Source organism: Terriglobales bacterium, from assembly GCA_035561515.1.
In the GTDB taxonomy this organism is placed as follows: Bacteria; Acidobacteriota; Terriglobia; order Terriglobales; family Acidobacteriaceae; genus DATMXP01.
Window position 1 is genome coordinate 59,750 of record DATMXP010000014.1, and the last position, 18,707, is coordinate 78,456.

At 58.0% G+C, this 18,707-nt stretch carries 21 protein-coding genes; 14 read left to right on the forward strand and 7 right to left on the reverse strand.

Features of this window, described 5'->3' with window-relative positions:
• Positions 1 to 29 precede the first annotated feature (29 nt).
• From VN577_05405 to queA, 4 genes are read left to right on the forward strand one after another with little or no spacing between them, the layout of a single operon-like run.
• Positions 30 to 431, forward strand: coding sequence for a hypothetical protein (locus VN577_05405; protein HWR14240.1), 402 nt, complete (start codon positions 30 to 32; stop codon positions 429 to 431).
• Positions 428 to 925, forward strand: coding sequence for an OsmC family protein (locus VN577_05410; GenBank protein ID HWR14241.1), 498 nt, complete (start codon positions 428 to 430; stop codon positions 923 to 925). The genes VN577_05405 and VN577_05410 overlap by 4 nt, the downstream gene beginning before the upstream one ends.
• A 45-nt stretch (positions 926 to 970) precedes the next feature.
• Positions 971 to 2,185 (forward strand): MFS transporter, encoded by a 1,215-nt coding sequence (locus VN577_05415; protein ID HWR14242.1) that lies wholly within the window; start codon positions 971 to 973, stop codon positions 2,183 to 2,185.
• A 20-nt stretch (positions 2,186 to 2,205) separates the two neighbouring features.
• Positions 2,206 to 3,279, forward strand: a complete 1,074-nt coding sequence (queA, locus tag VN577_05420; protein HWR14243.1) for a tRNA preQ1(34) S-adenosylmethionine ribosyltransferase-isomerase QueA — start codon at positions 2,206 to 2,208, stop codon at positions 3,277 to 3,279.
• Here the strand turns inward: queA and VN577_05425 are convergent.
• Positions 3,252 to 3,905 (reverse strand): YdcF family protein, encoded by a 654-nt coding sequence (locus VN577_05425; protein HWR14244.1) that lies wholly within the window; start codon positions 3,903 to 3,905, stop codon positions 3,252 to 3,254. The genes queA and VN577_05425 overlap by 28 nt on opposite strands.
• 194 nt (positions 3,906 to 4,099) lie before the next feature.
• Here VN577_05425 and VN577_05430 point away from each other — a divergent pair, with 194 nt between their 5' ends.
• Together VN577_05430 and VN577_05435 are read left to right on the forward strand one after the other, a co-directional pair.
• Positions 4,100 to 6,277 (forward strand): M28 family metallopeptidase, encoded by a 2,178-nt coding sequence (locus VN577_05430; protein HWR14245.1) that lies wholly within the window; start codon positions 4,100 to 4,102, stop codon positions 6,275 to 6,277.
• A gap of 22 nt (positions 6,278 to 6,299) precedes the next feature.
• Positions 6,300 to 6,755 (forward strand): hypothetical protein, encoded by a 456-nt coding sequence (locus VN577_05435; protein ID HWR14246.1) that lies wholly within the window; start codon positions 6,300 to 6,302, stop codon positions 6,753 to 6,755.
• Here VN577_05435 and VN577_05440 read toward each other — a convergent pair.
• The 3 genes from VN577_05440 to VN577_05450 all read right to left on the reverse strand — a co-directional run bounded on the left by VN577_05440 (position 6,724) and on the right by VN577_05450 (position 8,200).
• Complete coding sequence (locus VN577_05440; GenBank protein HWR14247.1) at positions 6,724 to 6,948, reverse strand: DUF2905 domain-containing protein; 225 nt, start codon at positions 6,946 to 6,948, stop codon at positions 6,724 to 6,726. The two genes, VN577_05435 and VN577_05440, sit on opposite strands and share 32 nt — an antisense overlap.
• Entirely contained in the window at positions 6,945 to 7,406 is a 462-nt protein-coding gene (locus VN577_05445) for a hypothetical protein (GenBank protein HWR14248.1), read from the reverse strand. Before VN577_05445 ends, VN577_05440 begins: the two co-directional genes overlap by 4 nt.
• A gap of 83 nt (positions 7,407 to 7,489) precedes the next feature.
• Positions 7,490 to 8,200, reverse strand: a complete 711-nt coding sequence (locus VN577_05450) for a tetratricopeptide repeat protein (GenBank protein ID HWR14249.1) — start codon at positions 8,198 to 8,200, stop codon at positions 7,490 to 7,492.
• A gap of 265 nt (positions 8,201 to 8,465) precedes the next feature.
• Here VN577_05450 and VN577_05455 point away from each other — a divergent pair, with 265 nt between their 5' ends.
• The 3 genes from VN577_05455 (at position 8,466) to amrA (ending at position 12,826) form a co-directional block, all read left to right on the forward strand.
• Positions 8,466 to 11,462 (forward strand): AsmA family protein, encoded by a 2,997-nt coding sequence (locus tag VN577_05455; protein HWR14250.1) that lies wholly within the window; start codon positions 8,466 to 8,468, stop codon positions 11,460 to 11,462.
• 132 nt (positions 11,463 to 11,594) lie between these two features.
• Positions 11,595 to 12,266, forward strand: coding sequence for a CDP-diacylglycerol--glycerol-3-phosphate 3-phosphatidyltransferase (gene pgsA, locus VN577_05460; GenBank protein ID HWR14251.1), 672 nt, complete (start codon positions 11,595 to 11,597; stop codon positions 12,264 to 12,266).
• Between the two features lie 14 nt (positions 12,267 to 12,280).
• Positions 12,281 to 12,826: an AmmeMemoRadiSam system protein A gene (amrA, locus tag VN577_05465; GenBank protein ID HWR14252.1), complete on the forward strand. Its 546-nt coding sequence runs from the start codon at positions 12,281 to 12,283 to the stop codon at positions 12,824 to 12,826.
• A gap of 49 nt (positions 12,827 to 12,875) precedes the next feature.
• Here amrA and VN577_05470 read toward each other — a convergent pair whose 3' ends face one another.
• Both VN577_05470 and coaE read right to left on the reverse strand, forming a co-directional pair.
• Complete coding sequence (locus VN577_05470; GenBank protein HWR14253.1) at positions 12,876 to 13,202, reverse strand: hypothetical protein; 327 nt, start codon at positions 13,200 to 13,202, stop codon at positions 12,876 to 12,878.
• A gap of 173 nt (positions 13,203 to 13,375) precedes the next feature.
• Positions 13,376 to 14,020 carry a dephospho-CoA kinase gene (gene coaE / locus VN577_05475; protein ID HWR14254.1) on the reverse strand — a complete coding sequence of 215 codons (645 nt, stop codon included), beginning with the start codon at positions 14,018 to 14,020 and terminating at the stop codon, positions 13,376 to 13,378.
• An 87-nt stretch (positions 14,021 to 14,107) separates the two neighbouring features.
• Between coaE and VN577_05480 the strand changes: the two genes are divergently transcribed.
• The 3 genes from VN577_05480 to VN577_05490 all read left to right on the forward strand — a co-directional run bounded on the left by VN577_05480 (position 14,108) and on the right by VN577_05490 (position 16,085).
• Positions 14,108 to 14,287: a Trm112 family protein gene (locus VN577_05480; protein HWR14255.1), complete on the forward strand. Its 180-nt coding sequence runs from the start codon at positions 14,108 to 14,110 to the stop codon at positions 14,285 to 14,287.
• A gap of 236 nt (positions 14,288 to 14,523) precedes the next feature.
• Complete coding sequence (locus VN577_05485) at positions 14,524 to 14,754, forward strand: hypothetical protein (GenBank protein ID HWR14256.1); 231 nt, start codon at positions 14,524 to 14,526, stop codon at positions 14,752 to 14,754.
• A gap of 179 nt (positions 14,755 to 14,933) precedes the next feature.
• Complete coding sequence (locus VN577_05490; protein HWR14257.1) at positions 14,934 to 16,085, forward strand: SDR family NAD(P)-dependent oxidoreductase; 1,152 nt, start codon at positions 14,934 to 14,936, stop codon at positions 16,083 to 16,085.
• Positions 16,086 to 16,203: 118 nt separating this feature from the next.
• Here the strand turns inward: VN577_05490 and VN577_05495 are convergent, their stop codons facing one another.
• Positions 16,204 to 16,920, reverse strand: coding sequence for a hypothetical protein (locus VN577_05495; GenBank protein ID HWR14258.1), 717 nt, complete (start codon positions 16,918 to 16,920; stop codon positions 16,204 to 16,206).
• Positions 16,921 to 17,026: 106 nt separating this feature from the next.
• On the opposite strand from VN577_05495, the gene VN577_05500 reads away from it, so the two are divergent.
• The gene (locus tag VN577_05500) at positions 17,027 to 17,320 is read left to right on the forward strand and encodes a hypothetical protein (protein HWR14259.1); all 294 of its coding nucleotides are present in this window, start codon (positions 17,027 to 17,029) and stop codon (positions 17,318 to 17,320) included.
• A gap of 343 nt (positions 17,321 to 17,663) precedes the next feature.
• Positions 17,664 to 18,707: a DUF1175 family protein gene (locus VN577_05505; GenBank protein ID HWR14260.1), complete on the forward strand. Its 1,044-nt coding sequence runs from the start codon at positions 17,664 to 17,666 to the stop codon at positions 18,705 to 18,707.

Consider the following 18,707-nt stretch of genomic DNA (forward strand, 5'->3'; position numbering starts at 1 on the left):
CACGAAACAATCTTTTCCGAGGATGGCAAATGCAGGATCTGGCAATCGCTTTGGAAGATCGCCCCGGCACTCTGGCCACCATGGGTGAAGTGCTCGGGAAAGCCGGCATCAGCCTGGAAGGTGGCGGTGTTTTCGTGGTGAACGGTAGCGGGGTCGCCCACTTTCTTGTTCATGACGGCCAGAAAGCACGACGTGCACTCGAAGACGCCGGTATCAAGGTCACGGCGGTTCGCGATGTTCTGATTCAACGACTCAGGCAGGACGAACCGGGTCAACTGGGAAAGCTCTCGCGACAGATGGCCGACGTAGGCGTGAACATCGAGGTTCAGTACAGCGATCACGCGAACCAACTCATCCTTGTTGTCGACGATATGGAGAAAGGACGCGCCGTCTCCGAGTCATGGACGCGCAAAGTGGAAGAGCGATCATGAAAGAGCACACATACAAAGTTGGCGTTACTTGGATAGGAAATGACGGCGAGGGCACGAAGGGCTATCGCAGTTATCGTCGCGATCACGTTATTGAGGTTGTCGGCAAACAGCCGATTGCGGGGTCAAGCGATCCGGTGTTTCGCGGCGACCCCACACGTCACAACCCCGAAGACCTTCTGGTTGCCAGCCTCTCGGCTTGCCACATGCTGATGTACCTGCACCTTTGCGCGGTGAATCGGGTAAACGTGGTCGCCTACACCGATGCCGCGTCCGGCATCATGCGTGAAAAGCCGGATGGCGCGGGGGAGTTTGCCAGCGTGCAACTGATGCCAACCGTCACCATCTCCTCCGGCAGCGATCCGGCCAAAGCAGAGGAGTTACATCACCAGGCGCATGAGAAGTGCTTCATCGCCAACTCCGTTAAGTTTCCGGTCGAGGTGACGCCCGAGATCGTCCTCGAAAACGAACAAAAACCAGAAGCTTCCGTCGCCTGAGAACAATGGATTCGGCGTCCGTGGGTGTATCATCGCGTGCACCCCATGGCCGCCACATCGACTCTGAGCAGATCCGACCGCTTCCACGCGGTGACCGCCAGTTATCTCGGCTGGACCCTTGACGCTTTCGACTTCTTTGTCGTCGTGTTCCTGGTCGACATCCTTGCCTCGCAGTTTGGTGTTTCAAAAGCCGCGATCGTGGCGACTATTGGCGCCACATTAGCCACGCGTCCGGTTGGTGCAGTTGTCTTCGGCATCCTCGCTGATCGCTACGGCCGCCGCATTCCGCTGATGGCGAACGTTATCTTCTTCTCCACCATTGGCCTGCTTTGTGGTTTCTCGCCGAACTACACGTTCTTTGTCGTGATGCGCACCTTGTACGGTATCGGTATGGGCGGCGAGTGGGGTGTGGGAGCTTCGCTCGCCATGGAGAACGCTCCTCCGCGCTGGCGCGGCGTGCTTTCGGGAATCGTGCAGAGCGGATATTCCATGGGCTACCTGATTGCCGCCATCGCCGCGCGTTTTGTGCTGCCGAATCTCGGCTGGCGTTGGATGTTCTGGGTTGGCGGCATCCCTGCGCTGCTGGCGCTGTACATAAGGACGAAGGTTCCTGAATCCGAAGCGTGGCAGGAACACAAGCTCCCAACCATTGGCGCGATCCTGAAATCAACGATGCACTACTGGAAGCGTTTCTTGTTCCTCGTGGTGCTGATGACGTTCATGATGTTTCTCTCGCACGGCACGCAGGATCTCTATCCCGACTTTCTGAAGAGCGAACACCACATCGCGCCACGAACGGTGTCGAACATTGCCATCTTCTATAACTTCGGCGCAATCGTTGGGGCCATACTCTTCGGGCAACTGTCGGAGTTCGTGGGGCGCCGCAAGGCGATGATCGCCGCCCTCGCTTTGTCGCTAATCGTGATTCCGTTCTGGGCATTCGGATGGACGCCAATCATTCTCGCCATCGGCGCCTTCGTCATGCAGATGGGAGTGCAGGGCGCATGGGGCATTATTCCGGCACACCTCGTCGAAATGTCGCCCGACGCAGCGCGCGGGCTTGTCCCGGGGTTTGCGTATCAATTGGGGATCCTGTTTGCATCACCGACCAATACCATCGAATACGCCCTGCGTGACCACCTCGGCTACCAGTGGGCACTGGCGTCGTTCGAAATCATGACTATCGTTTCGCTGGCCATCATCGTCTGGTTCGGACATGAGCAGAAAGGTAAGCAGTTCGTGACCACCGCAGCACGATGAGGCACATTTAGAATCGAAAGGTGCTTGTCTCCGAATTTGACTACCATCTTCCGAAGGAACTGATCGCGCAGGAACCCTTGGCGGACCGCGCCGCCTCGCGCATGTTACACGTGGAACGCGGCACAGGTCAGTTTCACGATCGTCTCTTTCGCGAGTTCCCGGACCTGATTCGCCCGGACGATCTGGTGGTTTTCAATAACACGAAGGTTTTCCCGGCGCGGATTTTCGGTCATCGAAGCGGATCGCATGCACAAGCCGTCAGCCCGAACAATCCCGCTGCTAAGGAGTTCCTAAAGGGGAAGTGCGAAGCGCTGCTGGTACGTCCGGTCGCCGAGTGGGACTGGGAAGCCCTCGTGCGTCCGGGACGAAAAATAGGTCTGGGTGAACGGTTGACCTTCAGCGACGAGCTTAATGCTGAAGTCGTTGCGCGCGGTGAGTTCGGTGAACGCACATTGCGTTTCGATCCGGTCCCCGACTTCTTCGCTGCCGTTGAGAAAGTTGGCCACGTCCCGCTTCCGCCCTACATCGATCGTGCAGACAAGGCCACTGACCGCGATCGTTATCAGACCGTCTATGCGCGCGAGCGAGGCTCGGTTGCAGCGCCTACTGCCGGGCTCCACTTCACGCCGGAGATTCTTGACCGCCTCCGGCAGCGCGGTGTCGAAACCACTGAAGTTACCCTGCATGTCGGATTAGGTACGTTCCAGCCGGTCCACGAGGAACGCGTAGAAGACCACAAGCTTCATCAGGAGTGGTATCGCATTACACCGCAATCGGCCGACAGCATCAATCGCGCACTCGATGAGGGCCGCCGCGTGCTCGCCGTTGGAACCACCGCTGTCCGCACTCTCGAGCACGCCGGACGTAACGGCCGCATCGAAGCGGGTTCCGGCGATACCTCTTTGTTCATTTATCCGGGATATCAATTCCGCGTCGTGAGCGCCATGCTCACCAATTTTCACCTGCCGAAGAGCACGCTGCTGATGCTGGTATCAGCGTTGGGCGGGAAAGATCTGGTGCTGAGCGCCTATGAGCACGCGGTTCAGGAGAAGTACCGTTTCTACTCCTACGGCGACTGTATGTTGATCGAATGACGCTGTGGCTGGTTCCATTGATCGACCACGTACCACCAGAACAGCCGCTCTCCTTCGGTGAGCATCATCTTCGCCCACTCGCGATTGGTCCACCATCTCGTGCCGAACTCCTTCGGGTTGTAAGCTGCGGCAACCGTCCATCGAACGCCTAGCTCTGACCGGCGAAAGATCGCCAGGGCGCGTCGTGTGTGGTGATCGCTGGTCACGATCAGTGCGCTTCTCGCTCCCACCTTCTTCAGGCACTCGACTACCCATGCAGCTTCATTCTTGGTGGAGTTGTCCCAGACCGGGCACACCTTGACGCGTTCGACATCCGGCCCGGCTGTCTCTTTGATGTAACGAGCCGCGTATTCCGAGGGCGGATGGCCGAAGTACAGGTAGTCGGCGGAGGCGTTCACAAGCATGACTTTCCCGTATCCGGCCCGCAGTAGTTCCAGACCCTTGTTATATCGGCTCGTCGTATGGTCTCCCGCCAGGACCACGATTACGTCAGACTTCTCGCGGTTATCCTGCACCAGGAACTCGCCGGCCTTCGCGCCCACCAGAATCAGCAGAGCAGCGAGCACGAATACAACGATCCAGAAGCGGCCTTTGCGCAGGAACATGGTTTTCCTGCCACTATACATGCGGACCCCAAATTTCCCAGAATGGGAATCAGGCGATCAAAAAAGCCCGGATTTTTGAAGCATCGCGTAAGTAGCCGATCATCGAATGCTTACCGGCATCTAACAACAGCCGGAGGCAAGTAGGCGTCTCATATGTAGCAGGTTCCAGCCTGCCGAACATTTAGGGGAAGGCCGGCGGGCCGGGTTCTGGTACGATGTCGCCATTCTTTTCCGCCACGCGGCGGACCTTCGTTGTGGGGTCGAGGCAAGTCAAGCTCTTGATCGCAGTTCTGGTGCTGCTTGTTGCGGGCAGCGCCTCTGGCGCGAAAAACGGTCGCGCCACAGAAAGCCCCACCACCTCGGGCATTGCCACTGCGAATGAAACGCTTTTCCTTTCCGTACCGAATCCCGCGTCGGCAGAAGAACATATGAAGATCCTTGCGGCGGAACCGCACATCGCCGGTTCGCCCGAGGACTACAAGACTGCCCAGTACGTCGCCGTGCGTTTCCGAGAAGCCGGACTTGACACGTCCATTGTCGAGTACAGAGTCTGGCTCGATTACCCCGCTGAAGTCTCGGTCAAAGCCTATGGCCCAGGCGGGCCGATTATGGTCGGTCCCACGCCCGAGCAAGTTGATCACGATCCCTACCAGAACCACGCGCACGTCCTGCCGGCGTTCAGCGGATACTCGCCTTCCGGCGATGTAACCGCGCCCGTCGTATACGCAAATTACGGGCGTCCGGAAGACTTCCAGGCCCTACAGCAGATGGGCGTGGATGTTCGCGGAAAAATTGTGCTGGTCCGCTACGGTGAGAATTTCCGTGGCGTGAAGGCCTACCTGGCGCAGGAAGCCGGAGCCGCAGGGCTCATCATTTACTCCGACCCTTCCGATGACGGCTACACCAAGGGAGACGTTTATCCCAAAGGTCCGTGGCGTCCAAGTACGGGCGTGCAACGAGGCACGGTGGAATTCGGCTTCCAGCATCCGGGCGATCCGACCACTCCCGGCTTTGCCTCCCGTGTAGACCTGCCCGATTCCCAGCGTATTAATCCGATGTCGAACTCGGACATGCCCAGGATTCCGATCACGCCCTTGAGTGCACACGACGCTCAGCCCATTCTGGCCGCACTGGCCGGGCCTGCCGCCCCGCACGATTGGCAAGGTACGCTCCCGTTGACCTATCGTGCCGGACCTGGTCCAGTGAAGATTCACCTGAAGGTGAAGCACGATTACGGCTATCGAACCATCTGGAACGTGATCGGCAAGATCAAGGGCACCGCCTATCCGGATGAGCTAGTGGTTGCCGGCAATCACCGTGATGCGTGGGTCTATGGCGCAGTCGATCCTGTCAGCGGTACGGTCGCCATGCTTGAGGCGGTCAGGGGGCTGGGTGTCCTGCTGAAGAGCGGGTGGAAACCCAAGCGAACGATCGTGTTCGCGAGTTGGGACGCTGAGGAGCAGGGTCTCATCGGTTCCACCGAATGGGTGGAAGACAACCGAGCGTTGCTGGCTAAAGCAGTCGTCTACTTTAATACCGATACTGGTGCTGCGGGACCGAACTTCCGCGCCGCCGCCACTCCGAGTCTCCGCAATTTCCTGCGCGACATCACGATGATCGTGCCGAGCCCAAAGGGCGGCATGCTTTTCGAGCAATGGCGGAACCTTGCGCAATGGACTGCTCCGGCCGCGGGCGGTTCCGATGTCGCATTGGGCAATCTTGGCAGCGGTTCGGATTACACGTCGTTCGTCGATCACATGGGTATTCCGGCCAGCGACATACGGACCAGCGGGAATTATGGTGTGTATCACTCGGTTTTCGATAACTACGAGTGGTACCGCAAGTTCGGCGATCCTGGATTTCTCTATTCCCAGATGGTGGCCCGCGTCTTCGGCTTGCAGGTATTGCGTATGGCTGATGCCGACGTGCTTCCTTACGATTATCAGGTTTACGGCATGGACATCATGCAGTACGTGCTCGCGGCCGAAGATCGTGCCAAGGACACCTTCGGAGAAGGAGCGCCGGATTTCTCTCCCGTGCTTCGCGCGGCTAAGCGTTTCGTCAGCGCCGGACGCATGATCGGCAGGGAACAGACTCAGGTCACTGGTGACGTCCGCGAGTTGAACGAAACCCTCATCAACGTGGAACGCGATCTGCTCTTGCCTGACGGATTGCCCAAGCGCCCGTGGTTCCGTCACGCGATCTTTGCTCCGGCGGACTTAAAGGGCTACGCCGCTTCCGTCATCCCTGGCGTGAATGAAGCAATTGGCTACGGCGACCTCGCCTTGACCACGCAGCAGATCGGGGAACTCGCCAAGGCGTTGAACCGCGCAGCCTCCCGGATGGAGTCCTATCGTCCGCGTAGTTACAACGTGTTGCAGGCGAACAAGTAATTCTCTCTGCTAATGTGCTCCGGTGAGTCTTACCTTTCTCGATGAGCCGCGTCCGATCACACGTCCCGCGGGAGTACGGACGCTTGCATTCGTGTGCTTCGGGATCACTCTCTACCTGACTGCGAATGGATTGCTGATCGCTTTCGGCGTGCTTTCGCTCGCCAGCGGCGCGTATCTTCTGGGCGAGTATTCCACGATGGGACCCGTGGTGTTCCTGATAGTCAGCATTGCTTTTGTGCTGCTGGGGTTCGGTCTGCTTCGAGGGTGGCGCTGGGCACGACGCCTGGCGGTAATCGCCTCCGGTTTCCTGATCGCCGTCACCGTGGTCCCAATCTCCAGCGCCGTCATCGACACGCGTGTGTTGGCGATCTTCATTCACGGCACGAAGATCATCGGCGCCATCATGGCAATCCGGTACCTGCTGCAACCCGAAGTAGTGGATTACTTCACCGCGAGAACCGTCCCAGGATCCACATAATCGCCGAAAGCACAAGGCTCAGCACGATGCAGGTAACCAGCGGAAAATAGAAGGTTGTGTTCTTCCCTCGATAGACGATGTCTCCCGGCAGGCGCCCGAGTGGAAGATTTGTCTTGCCGGCGAGCACGACTACGATGCCGAGCACAACCGTGAGCGAGCCCGCGACAATCAGCAGCTTGCCAATGCCCGTCACTGCACCACTTCGAACGGCGAGAAACTGATGGAATGGTCTTTCTTGTCCACAAAGATGGTTGCCGGCTCTTTGCGCTGGTTGATGGTCACCACCACCACCACACCATTGCTGGAAGTATTACGGTCCGATGGACGCGACGAACCATCAATATGGAAACTCGTGATCGGCCCCCACTCTCCGGCGGGCCCCCAATCGCGATAGAACTCGTTGAACGGATACCGCGCCAACGGCTGCTTCTTTTCCCAATCGGGATCGGCAACCCAGATACCGTAAGCAGTCTTGTAGTCCTTCGCGACCAGCGCCGTGAAAAATTTGCTGGCCACACGCTCTTCCGGCCAATTTCTGAACAGCCAGGCCACAACGCCCAGCACGAGCACCGAGACCACAACAGCGGAAATAATGATCTTGCGGCGCCTTGCCTTCCGCGCATCGTATTCCGGGGCTTCAAAGATCGTCATAGGTAAAGCATAACGCTCACATATTCAGATGCACCAAACAAAAACGCCGCACCCGTGGGCGCGGCGTCCGTAACTCTTTTCTGTTATTTCAACTGCGACATGCGCGCGTTCGCGATGTTTCCGATCGGATTGTCGGCATTCTCTTTCACGATCTCTTCGTACAGCTTGCGCGCCTGCGCCGGGTCTTTCGCGGAATAGAGTTCCGCCAGCGCCATCTGTGCCTGCGCTTTTGGGACGGTATTTGTCGGCTTATCGATCAACGATTTATAGGCATCGATCGCCTGCTGGTCGCGTCCGGTTTCGTGGTACAGCGAAGCCAGCGCGTTCTTCGCCAGCGCCCCGATGTCGCTACGGCGGGAACCGGCCACGCTCTTCAGATACTCCTCGGCTTTGGCGTTGTCGCCCATGTCCTGCGAACAGAGCCCGAGGAAGTACTTGGCCATCGCGCCGGAGTCGGTTCGACCGTAGTTGTCGGTTACTTCCAGGAATTTGCCGCTGGCCTGCTTTGCGCGTTCTTCCGCGCTGAAGAAGCCGATCTCACCCGGAGGAATCGTGGTCCCGGCCGGCACGACCGGAGCCGAATAGATCCGCAATGCATCGCCTAGCAGGATGCTGGCCTGCTGCTCACGATTCTGTTGATAGTAGAAACCGCCGACCAGCAAAGCTGCGATGACGACAATCGCTAAAACTCCATAGGTGAGGATGTTGCGGTGCTCCGCAGCCCAGGTAAAGGTCTGGCTCGTTGCTGCGGCAAATTGATCTTCTTTCAGTTGATGACGTTCGGAACTGCGCAAGGTAGCTATCCTGAGTAGAGCGATATAGGGGAATGAATTTCCTACTCTAGCAGTACCCTTTCCACAGCGTCAAACCTGAGTTCCCAACTTGGGAAGAGGTCGGCCTGCCGGGCGCGGAATCCGCATCTATCCTTAAAGAGCCCTAGTACTAGCACCCATGTGCAATGGCGTTTTGCAACCGTCGTTCCTACTGGGGGTTCGAATATAAGTAGATAGCGCTGCTTTTTCGTCTGACAATAAACCCTGACAGAGTAGGGGTACCCGTATGCGAAAACTTGCCATCATCCTCGTCGTAGTCTGTGTCCTCATCGTCCTCGGACTTGCCATCATTCCCCAGTTCCTTGATGTCAACCACTACCACGACCGTATTCAGGCGGAGTTGCAGAATCGCCTCGGGCGTCCCGTCAGCCTTGGCACCATGAAGCTTTCGCTGCTTCCGCCCTCGCTGACCGTGAACAACGTGGCGATCGGTGAGGACCCGAAGTTCGGCGCGGGCCCATTCGCGAAAGCCAACTCTCTCTACGTTCGCATCTCCCTGCTGCCGCTTTTGCGGAAGGACATCCAGATCCAGGCCCTGAGCCTGGTAAATCCCGACATCCAGCTGATCCGCAACAAGGAAGGCCAGTGGAACTACTCTTCGCTCGGTCAGGCACCTTCAGCACCTGCCGCTCCAGCCTCGGCACAGCAGAAATCGCAGCCACCGCAGCCGCAGAAGCCGACGGCAGCCAAGCCAGAAGCCGGACAGTCGGCTCAACAGGCGCCGCAGCTTTCGCTGGCCCACCTGCAGATTGAGAACGGCCGCGTCCGCATGATCGATCAGCAGAAGAACTCGCAGAACACCTACGAGAATATCGACCTTACCCTCAAGAACTTTGCGCCCGGAAAGGCGTTCGACATCGACGGGGCGGTCCGTATTGCAGGGAAGTCAGATCAAGAAATCCGGATCGAAGGCACCGCAGGCCCCATGGCGAATGGATCGGCAATCATTCCCTTCGATGGCACCGTCGACCTGAAACAAATTCCAATCGCCGATCTTCAGAAGGCCGCAAACATAGCCGCGCTCGAAGGCTATAACGGCACGCTTTCCGGCTCCTTGAAGATGAAAACCGATAACGGCGTACTCAACTCCGAGGGTTCGCTCAAGATCGACGATCCTCAAATCAAGGCCACCAAGCTCGGATATCCCATCTCGCTCGACTACAAGCTCTCGGACGACCTCAAAGGTGACGTCATTCGCATCGAGAACTCGGTCCTGAAGTTGGGTCCTACGCCCGTGACCATCGCCGGCGTCATGAACGCCGGTCCGGATCCGGCACAACTTGACATGCGCGTCTCGACTCAGGGTGCATCCATTTCGGAGATCGCCCGACTGGCCGCCGCGGCGGGAGTCGCGTTTAACGCCGGGACCGACATCAAGGGCAATCTCAACGCCAATATCTCGGCACGTGGCGCCTCGAACAATCCTGCGCTGAACGGCAACTTGCAGGCCAGCAACGTCGAGATCACAGGAGGGCAGATCAAGCAGGCTGTCAGCGTGCCCCAGATCAACTTGTCCCTCACGCCAACCGCCATCGACAGCAACCAGTTCACCGCCCGCACCGGGGGAACCCAACTTGCCGTGCAGTTCTCATTGCAGAATTACACTACTCAGGCGCCGGCCATGCGGGCGACGCTCCAGACCAACAACGCGAATGTTGGCGAACTACTTTCCATCGCAAACGCGTACGGAGTTACGGCGGTTGAGGGGATGAGCGGCTCCGGGCAAATCACTCTGAACCTCTCGGCCGCTGGCCCGCTGAAGAATGCCTCCGCAATGGTCTTCAACGGCTCTGGCTCGCTCCAGAACGCGTCGCTGAACACGCCTTCTCTCACCAAGCCGCTGAACGTTCGCAACGCGAACATGCGCTTCAGCCAGAACTCAATGACCTTGGACAACCTGGCCGTTGTGCTGGACCAGACCACCGCCGGCGGCAACCTGTCCGTCCGCAACTTCGCCGCGCCGCAGATCAACTTTGCCCTGCACATGGACAAGCTCGATCTTGCCGCCATGCAGAAGATCATCGTCACCGCGCCCGAGACTCAGAAACGGGCAAGCTTCAGCTTGATTCCGCGTGCCTATGCGGCCACCCAGGAACCTAGCCTGCTTTCGAAGGCCGTGGGCAGCGGCACTATCAGCGCTGGCCAGATTCTCTATGACCAGATCGTCCTCAACGACGTGAAGTCTCAGGTGTCGTTGAACCACGGAGTGATCCGGCTCGACCCTGTCACCAGCACTGTCTATGGTGGCCAGCAGACCGGATCCATCGTGCTTGACACCCGGCAAACACCAACCGCCGTTGCCGTTAACACCAAGCTGCAAAAAGTCGACGCCAACAAGCTTGTCTCCTCCGTCAGCTCGATGAAGGAAACGCTCTACGGTCTGCTCGCCGCAAACGCCAACACGAGCTTCCGTGCGGGAGGGGAGAGCAACTTCGCGCAATCCCTGAACGGCCAGATGTCGCTCGATCTTTCCAATGGGCGAATCGCCAAGGTCGACGTTCTCAACCAGCTTGCGAGTATCGGCCGCTTCTTGAACGCCTCGGCGGCTCCGAAGCAGCCGTTCACGGATGTTACCAAGCTTACCGGCACCTTCAACGTGGTGAACGGAGTAGCGGAAACCGACAACCTGCGCGCGGTGATCCCCGGTGCGAACCTTGCGGCCGCGGGCACCGTGAATCTCGCCAACAACGCGCTGAACATGCATCTGACGGCGGTATTGTCGAAGCAGTTCAGCGACAAAGTCGGCGGCACAGGTATCGGAGGCTTCATGCAGACCGCGCTCGCCAACAACAAAGGCGAGCTTGTGATGCCGATCCTCGTCACCGGTACCACCGACGCGCCGCGCTTTGCCCCCGATCTACAGCAGGTCGCCCGTATGAAACTCGAAAATCTGGTGCCCAGCTTCAATAATCCCAGTGACCTCACCACCGGCATCCTTGGCGCAGTACTGGGAAAGAAGGGCCAACAGGGAACCCAGCAACAACAGGGCGGCTTGGGCGGCATCCTCGGGGCCATTGCAGGCAAGCAAGGCCAGCAACAACAGCAGCAGCAACCTCAGAAGCAGGATGCGGTCAGCGGTAACGAGCAACAACAAAATCAGACCCAGCCTGCCAATCCGGGCGGCCAACTGGGCGATTTGCTCAACCAGGTGCTGAATAAAAAGAAAAAGTCACAGCAGCAGCAACAACAGCAGCAACCGCCGCCAGACCAGCAACAGAAGTAGAAATTCCCATTTCTGACCCGCGAACGTCTGATTTCGCGGGTTCTTTTGCTGCGCCGATTGCTTTGCTTGTTTCCGGTGGGTCATAATCCAATCGGCGTAAACACCGTTTTGTCATCAAAGTACCAGGGCTTCATGAATCTACCGAACTCCATTACGTTGACGCGAATCGCCAGCATCCCTGTACTCATCTGGCTGCTGACGACCAAGCGCATCATTGGCGTGTATGGAGAGCAGGAACTGATCGCCTCGACCGTCTTTATCCTTGCTTCGATTACCGACGGCATCGACGGCTATCTGGCTCGCAAGCGTAATCAGATCACCACGATGGGAATGTTGCTCGATCCCCTCGCCGACAAACTGATGATCGCCGCCGCCTACATCACCTTGGTGCAGGTGAACCCGCACATTGTTCCTGCGTGGATGGCCGTGATCATCGTCGGGCGAGAGTTCCTCGTCAGCGGACTGCGGTCCATCGCGGCGGCACAGGGCTTCACCATCGAAGCCAGCGACCTCGGCAAGTCCAAGATGGTCGTCCAGATCGTGTCCGTCGTGGCTGCGATCCTTTCCCACCGATGGCTCGAATGGGACATCCCCGGCACAACGTGGGTTTTTCCCGTTGACCTGATCGCGCACTTTGCCATCTGGTTCATGGTTGTGCTGTCTCTTGCAGGCGCAGCCGATTATTTCTGGGCATTCTGGTCCAAGATCGACAAACAGGTTGTCAAACGCCAGCGCCGCCGCTCATTCGTCCTAAGCCGTCGTAAGAAACGCGACGTTGCGCCCGGAACCGCACACACTCCTTAATTCCGGTTGACTACATGCCCGAATATTCAAAAGACGAACGCCGTCAACTCCTCGCTCTCGCTCGGGAATCCATCACGGCTGCGTTAGACAGTCGAAAACTCGACCTGACTCCGCCCTCCGAACACCTAGCCGAGCACCGCGGCGCCTTCACCACGCTCCACATCGCGGGCGAACTGCGTGGGTGTGTCGGCTATGTCTTCCCGCAGTATTCGCTCTACCGCACCGTAGCCGAAACCTCCTGCGCGGCCGCCTTTGACGATCCCCGTTTCACGCCGGTGCAGAAACAGGAAGTCCCGTCGTTGCAGTTCGAGATTAGCGTGCTCTCGCCGCTGCAACCGATCGACCCGGAAGACGTCGAAATCGGCGTTCATGGGTTGGTAATCACTTACGGCAATCGTCGCGGACTGCTGCTCCCGCAGGTTCCTAATGAGCATGGCTGGGATCGGGAGACCTTCCTCCAGCAAACCTGCCTCAAAGCCGGACTGCCGTCCGATGCCTGGGAGCACGGCGCGAAAGTAGAAGCCTTCACCGCCGAGATATTTTCAGAACAAGATTTTTAGAAAAAAAGGCCCGAGGTCCCTCAACCCCGGGCGCAGAGAGAGAAGCGTTCTAAGCCGTTTGTGCCATGGTGGGTTCGGCCACCTGCACGAATACCGGTTCGGTCTGCTGGGTCGCTTTTGGCGGAATGAACTTCAACTTGGTGGCGCCTGAAACCGGCAGATTGATGATCTTTACGGCCACGGAATCAAACTCGCGGCGGACGGCGATTGTCATGAACTTGGCGCATTCTTCGCAAAGCCAGAAGTGCTCTCTTCCGGCAATGCGGTGGCTCAGGTGATCGATTGCGCGGCGTGGAAACTCCACGACGAACAGCTTCCCCTGGCTCAGATATCGGAATGGACGGTTACAGAAGGGATTCACGCACTTCCTCAACATGGCCCCCTCCTTTTGTGCTTGCCTCTCGTTCATACAATCCATAAGGGAAAGAGCATTCCATGTGCCAGAATGCGATTCAATAGAATCAATGACTTACATTTGTAGTAGGGCTGAGATTCTCTCCGTGAGACACGTGGGCAGTCTCACTTTGGTAACTTGTCAGCGTCTCAGTCTCATTTTTGGGTGGGATTCGGAACCACTGGCACTCGGGCAAGATCCTTAAGTTCCTGCCAGATTCTCTCCACTTGTTCCCTTGTGCTGACGAGCGAACCCGCGTTGTCGATTACGTAATGCGAGATCTTGACCTTCTCGTCATCTGTTGCCTGGACTTTCTGCCGGCGTTCCACTTCGCCTCGCGCCGCCTGTAGTGACAGCGAGTGCCGTTTGGCGAACCGCTCCACCTTCTGCTCGAAAGAACAAACAACCGTAATCAACCGGTCGAAGCGCCTCCAACTCCCGGACTCCAGCAGCAAGGCTGCTTCGACAATTGCAACGCCCGACGGATCTGTGCGCAGGAACTCGTCCATCCACGCTTCCTGCGCGGCGATCACCGCCGGATGCACAATCGCGTTCAACTCCGCGATTCGCCCGGTCGGAAAAGCTGCATCGGCAAGTTTGGGTCGGCTGATGGTCCTATCGGTATTAAGAATGCCCTCGCCAAAAGCTGCAACAATCGCGTGATAAACCGATTGCCCCGGCTGCATCAGTTGATGGCCCAGATCGTCCGCCTTGATGAGGTGCGCTCCCTTGGCGACGAACATCTCCCCTACCGTGCTCTTGCCGCACGATACGCCACCGGTTAATCCGACCTTCAGCAAGGCTGTTCTCCGAATTGCTTCATGCTACATCACTGCCCCTCGCAACCGATGTAAGCTGTCGTGCTTCCGCTCTGGATGGGTAGTAAAATGGCGCACGCCATGATCAACAAAGATCTCCTCGAAATTCTCGCGTGTCCCGTGTGCAAAAAGCCGCTGGCTTACAACGAAGACAAGGACAACCTGAAATGCGGGGTATGTCACCGGGTGTATCCGATCCGTGACAACATACCCGTACTGCTCGTCGAGGAATCGCACGTCGAGGAATGAGCGACGCAATTCGGCAGTTTTGATACAAAAATGCCTAGGCCCTGTCCCATCGGACAAGGCCTTTTGTATTTCAGGCACTTAGGCTCGGCCTGCAACTACTTGTGGCGCTTCGGGTTGTATTTACCGTACGAAGATTGAGTGACGTGACCCACTTCGGCACTCAAATTGCTGCAACGAAATGGTGGGTGGTGGAGTCTAAAGGAATAGAAAGTAGTGGGGTCGGAGGTGATCCGAAGATGGCAACCGAAAAGTTCACCGTCGCGGAAGTTACGGCCCTAAGGAACGAGCTGATGCAACGCATGCTCGATCCTTCGGAAGCCGCAGAACTTTTGCAAGTATTCCTGATGGGCCGCGGTTACGGCGTTTCGCCGCAGGCGGCCATGGACGCGGCCAGTCGCATGGGAGCTGCGGGATGCTCTATGGATGCGATTGCGAAGGAGCTCGAAGGCGTAGCCCTGGTGATGTAAACGGGCAGAAACCGTCGTTCGAAGCTGTACGACATAACCTGAAGAGAGCCGGGCGAACCTGCCCGGCTTTCTTGTTTCTACCTCTTTCCATAAACCCATCCTGATATCAGTACCCGGACACTCCAACCTGACAACTCCTGACCCTCGCCTTCTTTCTTACTGCCAAGAGGTCTCCAAACATGGGTTTCCGAAACCGTTCCTCGCAGAGGCATGAACGAGTGCGCCGGTTGAAACAGGCAGCCAAAGCAGTGCTTCTTGTCGGCGGAGTTACAACCGGAGTAGCAATGGGCCTGGCCGCCATGGCGATCTCGCGCCGGCGTCGGAACCGCTTTGATTTCCTCGGCCGTGTCGTCGTAATCACTGGCGGCTCGCGCGGACTTGGTTTTGCCCTCGCGGAAGAATGTGCGCGACTCGGTGCCAGCGTTGCAATCTGTGCACGCGACGACCGGGAACTCCGCTGGGCGCAGGAAAGCATCGAGCGGCAGTTCGGGACCGAAGTCTTTACCCATGTCTGCGACGTCACCAACAACGACGAAGTCGCCGAATTCATAACCGCAGTCCTGTCGCGCTTCGGTCAAATCGACATCCTTATCAATAATGCCGGCATTATCACGGTCGGACCGGTCGAATCGCAGACCCTTACCGACTACCAGGAATCCATGGACATCATGTATTGGGGAACGGTGTATCCCACCTTGGCCGTGCTGCCGCACATGAAGTCCCGCGGAGAAGGCCGGATCGCCAATATCACTTCCTTCGGAGGCAAAGTTTCGGTGCCGCACCTGGTGCCGTATTGTTCCGCGAAGTTCGCAGCCGTCGGATTTTCCGAAGGCATGCGGGCAGAACTCAGGAAACACGGAATCAAGGTGACGACCGTGTGCCCCGGACTCATGCGCACCGGCTCTCACCTGAATGCCTATTTCAAGGGTCAACATCGCAAGGAGTTCGCGCTATTCAGTTTCGGCGCCACGATTCCTTTCGTCTCCATCAACGCGCGACGTGCGGCTCGCAAGATCATCAACGCCATTCGCTCGGGGCAACCGGAGCTCGTGATAACGCCTCAGGCGAAGGCGGCCGTGCTCTTCCACGCCATCTTCCCCGGTCTCACCACCGACATTTTGGGTCTCATCAATCGCGTCCTGCCCGATGCTGATCGAGAACAGCGTGCGCGCTATCTCGGCAAGGACAGTCAAACCGCACTCACCGAATCATTTCTTCAGAAGGCAGGACACCAAGCGGCAAAGGAGTTCCACCAGAATCCAGGCACATACGAAGAGGGTCCCGGACCGGCAGAGCAGGAAGCAACTGGACGCGGGCGCGTCCCGGCGTAAACCCGTTACTGCCCTGCGGCATCCGACTTGAAATAGCAGTCCTGCATACAGTGTGCGCGACTCACTTCGAAGGAGGCCCTACTATGCCGACGCGGGCGCAATCCACCATCACAACCGATCACGACGAAATCCGTACATGGGCCGAAGAACGCGGCGCGCGCCCCGCATGTGTGCGGCGTACCGGCGCAGAAAACGATATCGGTATCCTTCGCCTCGACTTCCCCGGATACAGTGGCGCCGATTCTCTTGAGGAGATCTCGTGGGATGACTGGTTCGAGAAGTTCGACGAGCGAGGTCTGGCGCTCCTGCACCAGGACACCACGGCTCGCGGCCAGAAGAGTAACTTCAATAAGCTCGTCTCGCGTGAAACTGCGAAGGCAGCGGAGTCTGGAAGAGGACGCTCCAGGGGCAGCGCGCGTTCCCGCTCGACCGCAAAATTATCCTCGACGCGCCGGAGCGCTTCAACCTCTTCGCGCGGACGCGCAACCGCCGCCAAGCGCAGTTCCCGGAAAGCAGCGACACGGTCCACCTCGCGCAAACGGGCGGGCACAACATCGCGAAGCATGTCACGGAAATCCGCAGCCAGCCGCTCCTCTTCAAGAAGTGCCTCTGGCCGAGCCACCAGCACCCGGAAAACAGGTTCGCGCAGCGCAGCTTCCAAGTCTCGTTCCCGCGCAAAGTCGCCCAGAACAACGGCCCGCAAGTCCGCGAGTACTCGGTCTCGCTCCACAACTTCGCGGCGCAACCAAGCCGCATCACGCAACAAGTCGAATCCCGGTACGTCCACCCGTAGGACTGCCTCCAGCGGCAGCAACCGTCGAACAAGCTCCAGCACGAATCGGATCCTCACTGATCACGATGAAATTCGCCAATGGGCTGAGGAGCGCAACGCGCAACCTGCATGCGTGCGCGGCACTGGTCGCAAGAAGAATGACACCGGAATGATTCGTCTCGATTTTCCGGGCTATAGCGGCGCAAAGTCTTTGCAGCCGGTCGAATGGGACGACTGGTTCCAGTCCTTCGACGACAACAACCTCGCCCTCGTCGTGCAGGACTCCACTTCACGTGGGCAGACGAGCAACTTCAACAAGCTGATCGGACGCGAAACAGCAGGCAGTCGACGAGGCAGCCGCCGTCATCCGGAGCGTGGCAGCAAGGTGCAGGCGATCAGTAGCGCTCGCGGAACTCGCGCTAAAACGAAGTCCACCCGCGGAAGCACTCGCAGGGCAGCCTAGATGAGAACTCTACATGACGCGGGCGGGAATGATCCCCGTCCGCCGCAACCTCCCACACAAACGCCAGACGCTCCCGTTGAAGAGCCTCCCGACTCGCCTCAGACCGAACCCGACGCTCCCGTGCGTGAACCGGGACCTGATCCAACAAAGAAATGGGCATCTGCGAATTGATTCTTTGAATCATCATTCGCTCCTTCTGATTCTCGCGTTGCGACCGTGACACACCTGTGTCTCCTCACGCACACCATTCCCATTTCAGTCCCTATATTTCTCAACGTCATCTGCGTGGTAATCAGAGTGCACTACTACAAGCGTTATAATCCGCCCTTCCACGAGGAAAGATTTGACGCGCTTATCCACACGACGATGGTGGTTGCTACCACTTGCGCTGATGCTCGCAGTGGTCGCCTTCGGTCTCGTGCGAAATCTGAACTCCGGACCACATTCTTTAGTTCTAGAAGTTGATCACGCCTCGCTTCCCGCCGACGGCTATGCGCGTGGGGTAATCAAGGCAAGTTCGTCAGACGGTCGCAAGGTCGAAAATGTCCGCTGGCGAATCAAGTCCGGAGAGCACCTCGTTACCACGGATATCTCCGAGAACCAACTGAGGTTGAGATCCGGCATCGTCCCCGGCGACGTTCGCATCGCTGCTTCGCACGAAGGATTTAAGCCGGCCGAGATCACTCTCCACCTTGGCCTCGATCCTACCGACCAGTTCGGTGACGGCACGCCCGACTTCCTTCGCCTTCAGGATCAGGCCGATCGCGACGCCTTCCGCAACTGGTTTGCGTTCCTCGCCGAATCCGCTTACGTCCAGAAAGAAGAAGATCGCCCAAAGGAAATCAACGATTGCGCCGCGCTCATCCGCTTTGCCTATCGCGAAGCATTGCGCACTCACGACGGCGTCTGGGCAAATCAGTGGCACCTCGGCACAGTGCCGAACGCACCTTCGGTCCGCAAATACGACTATCCGCATACCGCCTTGGGCGCCGGACTCTTTCGCATCCGTGAGGGTGCGTTCTCGCCGGACGACGTCTCCAACGGTGCCTTCGCCGAATTCGCCGATGCCGAAACGCTTCGCCGGTACAACACGCATTACGTCAGCCGCGATCTGCGTGCCGCCCGTCCGGGCGATGTTCTCTTCTTTCGTCAGACCGGGCAGCGTATGCCCTTTCACACCATGATCTTCCTTGGGCAAAGCCATTTCGGCGACGGCGACAACTGGCTCGTCTACCACACTGGTCCCAGCGAAGGACATGCCGGCGAAATCCGGCGCGTGACCGTAGAAGATCTTATGCATCACCCTGAAGTTCGTTGGCGGCCATTGCCGCAAAATCCGGCGTTCATGGGTATTTATCGCTGGAACATTCTCCGGGAGGCCGACTGA